A 1919-nucleotide genomic window follows, 5' to 3' on the forward strand; every position below is an offset into this window, starting at 1 on the left:
GACGCTTAGTGCGCCAGTTAAAGCTGGCGGAGGATAGTCGATGAAAGTTCGATACTGGTAAGAAATGGCGAATCAACCAGACCCCGAGTCATGCATGTTGCACCGTGAGGTGCAGGGTGAAGCGTTGACAGGGGAAACCGATGGGCCAGCCATTGAGCCGCGTAATCAGGAATTCGGGATGCCGATGCTGTTAAGCGAAGCAGAAGGCAACACGGAGCATGGCGTTACACGCCTGTCATGCTCTGATCCCGCGCGGTCGGAGACCCTGTGCACGTCGGGAAGTCCTCCGCACAGAAACTGGGAGATCTCAGCGGCGCCCGGTGCGCAAGCACCGGGCGGAGCAGGAAAGGCCAAAAGCCGTAACCCTGCTGTCTACGTCGCTGAGAAGTCGGATACGTCCGTAGTACCTGAGAAGCCATCGAACAAAGGGCCTAGCCCTGCGGAGATAGTGGAGGAAAGGGACGTAGCCAAGGGAAACACCGACATGCCCCCCGCGCCCCGGACACTGAGCCGGATCAGCTGCGCGTCGATGGGACTTGAAGGTGTACGTGAAGCAGCCCGAAGGAACAAGGGCATGCAGTTCACGGCACTGCTGCACCACATCACACCGCAGTTGTTAGCACAGAGCTTTTATGCTCTGCGCCGCGATGCAGCAGTGGGCGTGGACGGCATGTCGTGGCAAGAATACGAGGAAGGTCTTCTCCAGCGAGTGACTGATTTGCACGCAAGGCTCCACAGTGGAACCTATCGGGCAACGCCGTCGCGGCGGGTCTACATTCCCAAAGCCGATGGTAGACAGCGTCCGCTGGGCATTGCCTCTTTGGAGGACAAGATCGTGCAGCAGGCGGTTGTTACCGTTCTGAATGCGATCTATGAAGAGGACTTTCTGGGATTCTCGTACGGGTTTCGGCCGGGACGCAGCCAGCACGATGCGCTGGATGCATTAACGGTCGCGCTGAAGGGCCAGAAGGTGAACTGGATATTGGATGCGGATATCACGTCGTTCTTTGATGAGATCGACCATGAATGGATGCTGATGTTTCTGGGACACCGGATTGCAGACCGGCGCCTGCTCGGGCTTATCTGCAAATGGCTTCAGGCGGGAGTAATGGAGGAAGGCCGTAGAGTGGCTGCGACTAAGGGGACTCCCCAAGGCGCAGTGATATCGCCGTTACTGGCGAATATCTATCTTCACTACGTGCTGGATCTATGGGCAAGGCAGTGGCGCCAGCGCCACGCCCGTGGCGATGTGATTGTTGTGCGTTACGCGGACGACAGTGTGGTGGGTTTCAGGTTGAAATCGCAGGCCCAGAAATTCTTGGAGCAATTACGAGAACGACTGGCCAGGTTCGGTTTATCGCTTAATGCTTCGAAGACACGGCTGATTGAGTTTGGTCGTTTTGCTGCGAGAAATCGTAGAGACCGAGGCTTGGGTAAACCGCAGACGTTTGACTTCCTAGGCTTCACACACTGTTGTAGCACCAACAGAAACGGTGGTTTTCAAATACTGCGTCTGACGGTCAAGAAGCGAATGCGTGCAACGCTGCTGGTCATTCGGGACGAGCTGAAACGCCGACGTCATGAGCCCATTCGGGTTCAAGGGCAATGGCTTAACCGAGTGGTCAGTGGATATTTCAATTATCACGCGGTGCCGGGAAACCTGATACGTCTTGGCGGTTTTCGTTTGGCAGTGTGCCGTCTATGGCGGCAAGCTCTCAAGCGACGCAGCCAGCGTAACCGGCTTCAGTGGTCACGCTACGGACGTCTTGCCGACCTCTACATACCTAGACCCAGAAATGCACACCCATACCCGGAGGATCGCTTCGCGTCACGTACCCAAGGCAGGAGCCGTATGCGGTAGTTCCGCACGTACGGATCTGTGCGGGGGGCGGCAGATAACTGCCGTCCCTACCGCGCCC

General features: G+C 57.0%; 1 protein-coding gene. It reads left to right on the forward strand.

Features of this window, described 5'->3' with window-relative positions; all coding sequences use genetic code 11:
- The first annotated feature begins 574 nt into the window (after positions 1-574).
- Positions 575-1861, forward strand: coding sequence for a group II intron reverse transcriptase/maturase (gene ltrA, locus ACP7E4_RS30395; protein ID WP_426119971.1), 1287 nt, complete (start codon positions 575-577; stop codon positions 1859-1861).
- Positions 1862-1919: the final 58 nt, after the last annotated feature.

It is taken from the genome of Pseudomonas sp. DSP3-2-3 (assembly GCF_049898225.1).
Lineage (GTDB): Bacteria > Pseudomonadota > Gammaproteobacteria > Pseudomonadales > Pseudomonadaceae > Aquipseudomonas.

Excerpts from the sequence above, each read along its gene's own strand:
- ltrA (WP_426119971.1), top strand. The coding sequence starts at position 575 with ATGCAGTTCACGGCACTGCTGCACCACATCACACCGCAGTTGTTAGCA.